The sequence below is a fragment of the Bradyrhizobium sp. P2_E8 genome (assembly GCF_056403875.1).
Window position 1 is genome coordinate 1 of record NZ_JBFUES010000229.1, and the last position, 8,691, is coordinate 8,691.

5 protein-coding genes are annotated in these 8,691 nt (G+C 64.0%); all 5 read right to left on the reverse strand.

Annotation, left to right across the window (positions count from 1 at the left end; genetic code table 11):
- Positions 1 to 936 (reverse strand): HlyD family secretion protein (locus tag AC1D00_RS15095; RefSeq protein WP_477011215.1); only part of this gene is annotated, 936 nt, incomplete at its 3' end.
- Between the two features lie 309 nt (positions 937 to 1,245).
- Complete coding sequence (locus AC1D00_RS15100; RefSeq protein ID WP_477011216.1) at positions 1,246 to 4,575, reverse strand: adenylate/guanylate cyclase domain-containing protein; 3,330 nt, start codon at positions 4,573 to 4,575, stop codon at positions 1,246 to 1,248.
- A gap of 309 nt (positions 4,576 to 4,884) precedes the next feature.
- On the reverse strand, positions 4,885 to 5,400 hold the full coding sequence (locus AC1D00_RS15105; RefSeq protein WP_404553562.1) for a hypothetical protein: 516 nt from the start codon (positions 5,398 to 5,400) through the stop codon (positions 4,885 to 4,887).
- Positions 5,401 to 5,903: 503 nt separating this feature from the next.
- Positions 5,904 to 7,772: an ABC transporter ATP-binding protein gene (locus tag AC1D00_RS15110; RefSeq protein ID WP_477011217.1), complete on the reverse strand. Its 1,869-nt coding sequence runs from the start codon at positions 7,770 to 7,772 to the stop codon at positions 5,904 to 5,906.
- Positions 7,773 to 7,781: 9 nt separating this feature from the next.
- Positions 7,782 to 8,691: 2-hydroxyacid dehydrogenase (locus tag AC1D00_RS15115; RefSeq protein WP_477011218.1), on the reverse strand; the 910-nt coding region annotated here is incomplete at its 5' end.

Genomic DNA, 8,691 nt, shown 5'->3' on the forward strand with positions numbered 1-8,691 from the left:
GAGTTCAACAACGATAAACCGGCGTTCGCAATCTGCAAAATCGAAGACCGATTGCCCTTCCGTGACCATCGAGCCCGGGCTGGCCGCCACCGACCAGACTACATGAGCTGCCGGCAAGGACAGGTCGTAGTGATCGAGACGATCAAGTCGAGTGCGTTCCTCTGCGATCTCCGCGGCCAGCTGCGCGGCACGTGAGCTGTTCTGCAACAGGTCTGTCTCGAGCTCCTGGCGGCGGAGGACAAGCCGCTCGCGCTGCTGCTGCGAATAGGGCACATCATTGGCATCGCCACGAAGATAGATGCCCTTCTCAGCCGCCCCCAATTCGGTCTTGAGGCGCTGCAGGCGTTCATCGGCCATCTGGCACCGCGTTGCGGTCGCCTCTTGAGAAGCCTGGGCCTCGCCGGAGCGGATCTGCGAACTGATGCCGAGCTTCACGAGCTTCTCAATCCGGCCCGCGACATCGTTCCGCTGCCGCGCCTCGGCGAGACAGCCGCCTTTTTCAACTTCCGTTTCGCCGATCTCGTGGCTCAGCCGCGCCACCATCCCCAAACGATAGTCTTCGCTGCGCTCGCGGAGCTTGCGATCGAGCTCGGCGATTTCCTCGAGTTGCCGACGTGCAAGCTCGGCGCGTTTGGTGGACATGGCAAGCTGCTGATCAAGGTCCATGAGATGCCGGCGATCCGGCGAACGCGCCTCGACCAGCGGCACCACCCGGGCGCGCTGGAAATATTCACCCTTGCGTGGAAGATCTGACGAGAGCTGACCCGCCATTGGGGCAGTCACCCGCATGAGCTCGGCATTGACATAGGCGGAGGGAGCGACTCGGTAGGTCACATACGGCAACAGGGCCCATCCGCTCAGAGCGATGATCCCGAGCGCCAGGGATCGGCGAACAATCCGGCTGCGAATGAAACGTTCGACGTGCAAGCGAACCACGGCTGGATCTCCAATGGGCTTTGGTCGCCGCGTCTGCCCAGCGAAGGCAAGCCAATCGGCGCATGGCCCGGTGTTGGGATGACGTCTGCGCCTTGAGCAATCCGCCAACATTGCTGCTAGCCGAAATCAGGTTTCGTCACCGCAGCAGGGTCGCGTTCGCAACCAAGAGAAGCATATCTAGCTTTCACCACATTAGGTTAAGCTGTGTCAAAACCGGAAGACTACGGCTCCCGAATCGAGGAACCAGGATGCCGACCTATTCCCGCTTGAAGTCGGCGCGTCGTTGGCGCCGATCGAACGGCGGCGCGGCTAACGCCCATTCCGAAGCAGCTTCTCCGCTTCTTCGACTTCGGGAAGATTTCGCTCCGCGTCGAATTCAGCGAGGACGGGAGCGAGCAGTTCGAGAACCGCGCCGGCTCGGCCATTTGCCTTGTGCAGGCGCGCAAGTCCAAGGGCGCTGCGCAATTCGAAAGTCTTCGCCTGCTGGTGCCGTGCGATTTCCAGCGCTCGGTTGAAGGCATTTTCGGCGCTGGAACCGTCCGGAGGGTCATGACGCGACAAAAGCTCGCCCTGGACGCGATGCAGCTCCGCATCAAGCCAATGCTGACCGGATTGTCCCGCCGATGCGATCAATTCGCTCAAGATGTCCAGCCCGGTTTCGAGCTGGCCCACCTCCGCATCCGCCATCGCGACCTGCATCCCCCAAAACGGTTCACAGAGGTAGCAGTCATTCTCGCGCAGCATGGTCCATCCGCGACGCATTTCCGTCAGTCCGGCCATTCGGTCGCCGGCACGCCAGTTGGCCAGGCCATTCAGGTAGGTACCGGCGGCCACATACAGTGGCATCGTATGGTCACGCGCAAGGCCGAGCGCCAGGATAGTATCCGTTTGCTGCAACAGGCCCCCGCATAGGCCGTCGAACACAGCGCGATGAACGAGCGCATTGGCCTGGGAAAGCGCCCGTTTTTCTCCTGAAGCGCTCACCGCTTCGGCGGCGAGCCGGCGCGCGCGAGCGATGCTGCCAAGCGGCCAGAGCACCAGAGCAAGAAACCTCATGATCACGAACGGCAGATCCAGCGCCGAGGGCCTGAACGTCGCGGGATCCGGCTCGGCACCATAGATCGCCAGTGCCTGCTCGAGATGCGTTCTCGCCTTCAGATAGTCGCCCCCGAACCAGCAGGTGACGCCGCCCGTCCAATGCGCAACGACGGCGGCCACTGCCGCGTCTGGTCGTCGCTCCGCGGCACTCATAATGGCGTCCGCCAGCTCCCGCATCGGAGCAAGTTCGCCGTGGGTCAGGCAGGCATTGAAGAGGCCGGAATGGATCGGCGCAAGTTCAACCGGATCATTGATGTCGGCCGCGAACTGCCGGGCGCGCGTCCATGCAGCGACCGTTTCGGGGGCGCTATGCCCGAGGCCCCCCCTTAACGCGCGGCCATATGCGATTTGAAGATTCAACCTGCTCATCATCCGATGAGGCTCATCAGGCAACTCATCGGCGATGGCAATCGCCTTGCCGAGATGCGCAATTGCCTCGGAATAGGCCGAGCGCTTCAGCGCCTGCTGGCCCGCCTTGCGCCACCACTCGAGGGCGACCTCGTCCAGCCCAGCCTCAGTGAAGTGGTGCGCCAGAACTTCCGGCTCAGTCTCGGCCACGACCGGAAACTTTTCGCGCAGGACATCGCCGATGCGGGTGTGAAGCACCTGCCGTTTGCTCTTGAGCAGGCTCTCGTAGGCCGCCTCCTGAACGAGAGCGTGCTTGAAACTATAGTTTGCTTCGGGCGGAGTCCCGCGACACACCAGCAGTTCGGCCTCTTCGAGTTGCCCCAGCGCAGCGCTCAGCGTCAGATCATCGCGTCCCGCCACATATCTCAGCAGCGCGTACGAGAAGTCGCGGCCGATGGCGGCGCCAATCTGCGCCACCTCCTTGACCGGCGCCAGCCGATCGAGCCGCGCCATCAGCGAATCCTGCAGCGTCGCGGGAATGGCCAGCGGCGGGAGCGGACTCTCGAGGCGATAGCGCCCGGCACCTTCGACGAGCCATCCGGACTCCAGCACCATCTTGGTCAATTCCTCGACGAATAGCGGGACGCCATCCGTCCTGTCGATGATCTGCTTCATCATCTCGCGTGGCAGCTGGCGACCGACAGTCACCTGCTCGACCAGCGCCCGCGTGTCCTGCCGATCGAGCCGGTCGAGCCGCAACAGACTGACGTTGCCAAGGCCCGACCAGGAGGGCTCGAATTCCGGCCGCGATGTCATGAGCACGAGTATCGGCAGTCTCCGGATCCGGTCGACCGTGAGATCGAACAGTTCAAGAGTCGTGGCATCGGCCCAATGCATATCCTCGCAGACAATCAGCAGGGGCTGCTCTCGCGCCAATCCCTCAAGCTGATCGAGAAGGCTGGCAAAGGTCTGGCGCCGCTGCTGCGCCGGGCTCAGACCGAGCGGCGGGTAACGGTCGCCGGTCGGGATCGAAAGCAGTGCCGCAATGAGCGCTGTCGCCCGGGCGACCTGCTGCGTTCCAAGCGCCAGCATCGCCTCGAGCTTGTCGAGCTTTTGCCCGGGCGTGTCGTGCGAGCAAATGCCGGCCGCGCGCTCGAGCTGCGCGACAAAGGGATGAAGCGCACTGTTGGTGTGGTAGGGCGAACACTGATATCGCACCCGGCGGTGCACTCCCAACCCGGCGCTTTCGGACAGCGTTGCGACCATGCGCGACTTGCCGATGCCCGCTTCGCCGGAAATCAGCACCATCTGGCCCTGTCCCTGCCATGCCAGCCGCTGGCGCGAGAGCGCGAGTTCGATCTCCTCCTTGCGGCCGACAAAGCCGATCGAGCGCGCCGCGTGGACCGCCTCGAAGCGACTTTCCGATGCGGCCGCTCCCTCGACCGCCCAGACTGCGATGGGTTCTGATATCCCCTTGACCTCGCGGCGGCCGAGGTTGCGAAAAGTGAAGAGATCACCGAGCAGCCGGCGCGTCGACGAGGCAACGACGACCGCTCCCGGCTCCGCCAGGCTCTGGAGCCGGGCAGCGAGGTTTGGTGTGTCGCCGACCGTTGCGTGCTCCTCTGACGCATCTCCGCTGATGAGGTCGCCGACCACCACGAGCCCGGTCGCGATTGCGATCCGCAGCTCAACCGGTTCGTCGCCGCTCGTCTTGAGCTGTCTCATCGCAGAGATGGCGTCGAGGCCCGCGCGCACTGCGCGCTCCGCGTCATCCTCGTGGGCGCGCGGATAGCCGAAATAGACGAGTATTCCGTCGCCGACGAACCTGGCTATGCTGCCGTCATAGGCGGAAATGACCCTCGCGCAGGCGGCGCGATAGGCCCGGATCACTTCCCACATATCCTCGGGATCAAGACGCGCCGAGAGTGCGGTCGAGCCGACCAGATCGCAAAACATGACGGTGAGGTGGCGCCGCTCGGCGTCGTGAGGAGGAGCCGGCGATGCGATCAACGCGGCGGGATCGAGGTCGGCAATAGCACGCAGCATTTTACGGCGATGGCCGAGCAGGACTCCGAGCTTGTCGAAGTCCTCGTCCATCAGCTCGGGAAGGACGCCCATGTCGACGCCATTCTGGGCGAAACGCTCTGCGTACTGCCCAAGCCCCAGCTTCTCGAGCCACTCCGCAATCTGCATTGGCTCCACCGATCGTGTGGTTGGCGGTTAGCAGAATTTTGGACCACGGCGCGCGGACGATATCCCAACATCGCCATGATGGCACGTCTTGTTTGTTGCGCGACAATTTAGGTTACTCGGTACCGATACGGCTCCCAGGCAGCGGCCGATGCGAAGGACGACGCCACCAAAAATCGTCAGCACGCAGCGTTGGACGACAGAGGTTGCGATGAGTCGTGGCTACTCATTCCATACCTGAAGCCCGCTCCAGCACTGCTGCTCGTGCTCGCGTCACAAAGCCAGGCAGACGTTTTCCGCGAGCGCAGTCCTTCATTTCTTGTCCATGTACGTTTCGTTGTTGCGAGCCATCGTGCCCGCCGCAACTTGAAGCGAGGAACCAACCACCCAACAGCCGGCAACAAATGCTACCAGGCCATTRGGAGGGTTTTGATCAAGGACAAGGATGCTGACGGACAGAGCTGCGGCAATTGCGGCGCCGAACGTGCCGGCCGCACTCATGATCTCGGCCGGCTCGGAACCATTCCATTCTTCCGAGATGCCCGAAATCGACTTCCGCGCGGCACTGCCCGACAGATCAATTCCGACATAATAGCTGAGCGCTCCGTAGAGCATCGTTATCAGCACGATCCAGCCGCTTTCAAACAGTCCCCCCTTCTCACGCAACAGGGTCGCACCGACGTAGAGGCCGCAAGAGGCCCCAACGGCTGCAAGCCCAATTCTTTCAAGAAGATGGGCAGACTTGATCAGGCTGGAACGAGCGATCCGAAGATTGCTGGCGTGCCTTGTTAGAGAAAATGCGCTGAAAACTTCACTGCTGATCTTCATTGGAGGGTCCTTCTCGAGTAAGAAGCGGCCTACCGGCCGACCCCGAATAGAGGGCTGCCTCGTGGACGCGTTTCGCGATTCCCTTGATTCCAATTTCTGAAAAATCTGTGCTGAGTGAAGGGCTGGCTTGCTCGTGAGCGAGACGAAAGCCAATCCAAAAAAGCTGCGAGCACGCGGCTTCGCAGGCACTGCATCTCACCCGTGTCTGTCAGGTCCGGGTGCGGCAATTTCTTACGGGATTGGTAGCTCGAGAAGAGAGTGACGGAGTATGAGATCGTTCACATTCCGCAGTTCCCTGTCGCTCGACCCGGTCACAATTTCCGGAGGACGAGTCTGCATCGTCGCATTACCTGGGAGCGCGCGAGCGGGAGCTGAAAGGCGCGGTCGGTTGGCAAGCTGTCCGGCGTTTCGCCGGCATCCAACCTATCTACGCTTGCCTGCTTCGTGCACTTCAACTCATGGGTTCGGACACGTCATCGGAAACGCACCGCATCCTGCGCGTCTCAGGCCGACCACTCCTCGCCCCACACCTGGACGACGTGACCGGGCGAGACCTCGCGATATTGCCGCACCGGCGGCTGGTAGTCCGGCGCACGCACCGGGCTTCTGATCTCGTCGTTTGCGACCTCGCGCTTCGTGCCGCGGCGCGCGGGGTCGGGCACCGGCACGGCCGCCATCAGCTTCCTGGTGTAGGGATGCTGCGGATTGCCGAACAATGCCGCGCGYGGGCCGATCTCGACGATCTCGCCGAGATACATCACCGCGACGCGATGGCTCATGCGCTCGACCACCGCGATGTCGTGGGAAATGAAGAGATAGGCAAGGCCCATGCTGGCCTGAAGGTCGAGCATCAGATTGACGACTTGCGCTTTCACCGAGACGTCGAGCGCGGACACGGCCTCGTCGGCGACGATCAGCTTCGGCCCGAGCGTGAGCGCGCGCGCAATGCAGATGCGCTGGCGCTGGCCGCCTGAGAACTCGTGCGGAAAGCGCGCGGCCATGTCGGCGGTCAAGCCGACGCGCACGAGCAGGTCGGCGACCTTGTCGCGCGCCTGCGACGCCGAGGCGAGGCCGTTGGCCAGCAGCGGTGCTGCGATCGACGTCCCCACCGACATGCGCGGATTGAGGCTCGCGAACGGATCCTGGAACACGATCTGCATCTGCTTGCGACAGTCGCGCAAGGTGCGGCCGTTCATGCCGAGCACGTCCCGGCCGTCGAGCAGAACCGTCCCGCCATCCGGCTCGACCAGCTTGAGGATTGAGCGGCCCGTCGTCGACTTGCCGCAGCCGGATTCGCCGACCAGCGCCAGCGTCTCGCCCGCGTGCAAGGTGAAGGAGACGTTCTCGACCGCGTGGACGCGGCCGGAGACCTTGCCGAACAATCCCGAGCGGATCGGAAAGCGCGTGGTGAGATTGGCGACTTCGAGCAGCGGGCGCTCGGCGATCGAGACCGTATCAGGGGTCTCCGTCGGCTCGTCCGAAGTGCCGGTCACCTTGTCGACGATCGGAAAGCGCATCGGCCGCGGACGCCCGTCCATGGAGCCGAGGCGCGGCACGGCCGCGAGCAGCGCGCGGGTGTAGGGATGCGTGGGCGCCGCGAAGATGCGCGAGGTCGCATCAAGCTCCACCGCCTGCCCGCCATACATCACCACGGTGCGGTCCGCGATCTCGGCGACCACGCCCATGTCGTGGGTGATGAAGAGGATCGACATATCCTCCTCCTGCTGGAGCTCTTTCAGCAGCTCCAGGATCTGGGCCTGGATGGTGACGTCGAGCGCGGTGGTCGGCTCGTCGGCGATCAGGAGCTTCGGCTTGCAGGCGAGCGCCATCGCGATCATCACGCGCTGGCGCATGCCACCGGAGAAGCGATGCGGATGCTCGTGGAAGCGCGATTTCGCGGCGGGGATGCGGACGCGGTCGAGCAGGCGCACGGTCTCGGCCTCGGCGGCCGCCCGCGACAGGCCGCGATGCTGGATCAGCGCTTCCGCGATCTGGAAGCCGATCGTGAGCACCGGGTTGAGGCTCGTCATCGGCTCCTGGAAGATCATGGCAACGTCGTTGCCGCGGATATCCTTCATGCTCGCTTCGGGCAGCGCCAGGAGATCGCGGCCGGTGAGCGTGACGCGCCCCTCGATGCGGCCGCTCTCCTTGGGAATGAGCCGCATGATCGACAGCGCGGTGACGCTCTTGCCCGAACCGGACTCGCCGACGATCGCCACGGTTTCGCGCGGTGCGACGTCGAACGACACGTTGCGGACGACGGGGATCCATTGCCGCTCGCGCATGAAGGACGTGGTGAGGTCCGCGACCGACAGCACCGGCGCCTGTGCTTCGGCAATGACTTGGTCAGGTCTGCTTGCGCCGATGCTCATGCGAGTGTCCTAGTAGCCGCGCGAACGATCGACGAGCCCCGGCAGATCTTCGCCGCGGCGGTGACGTGCGATGACGTCGAGCACATAGTCGACGGCCGTATCAGGCGTGGTCATGCTGGCATTGTGCGGCGTCAGCAGGATGCGCGGATGGCTCCAGAATGGATGGCCCGTCGGCAGCGGCTCGGGATCGGTGACGTCGAGGACAGCCCCCGAGAGCACGCCGCTGTCGAGAGCCGCGAGGACATCGGCCTCGACGAGATGCGGGCCACGCCCGACATTGACCAGGGAGGCGCCGCGCGGCAGGCGCGCGAACAGGTCCGCGTTCAGGATGCCGCGGGTCTCGTCGGTCAGAGGCAGCAGGCAGACGAGAATGTCGGTCTGCGCGAGGAAATCGGGCAAACTGTCGATGCCCGCATAGCAGGTGACGCCCTCGATCTCGCGCGGCGAGCGGTTCCAGCCGAGACGCGGAAAGCCGAACGCCTCGAGGCGTTCGAGCACGGCCTGGCCGAGCTGGCCGAGCCCCATCACGCCGACACGCCGCCGCTTCGCCGGCGTGATCCGGATCTCACGCCAGACCTGTTGCTTCTGCTGGCTGATGAAGTCCAGGAGATCGCGATGCAGGGCGAGCACGGCCATGGTGACGTATTCCACCATGGTCTCGGCAATACCGGGCTCCAGCATGCGCACCAGCGGGATGTGCGGTGGAAGTTTGGTGGCGTCGAACTGGTCGACGCCGGCGCCGACCGAGAAGACCAGCTCGAGGTTTGGAAAGGTCGCCGCGATGTTGTCAGGCGGCACCCACGCCACGAGATAGCGCACCTCGGCGGGATCGCCGATGTCGGGCCAGAGCCGGAACGGCAGATGCGGCGCGCGCTCCGCGAAGAAGCGCGCCCATTCCGCACCGCGCACCATGTTGGCC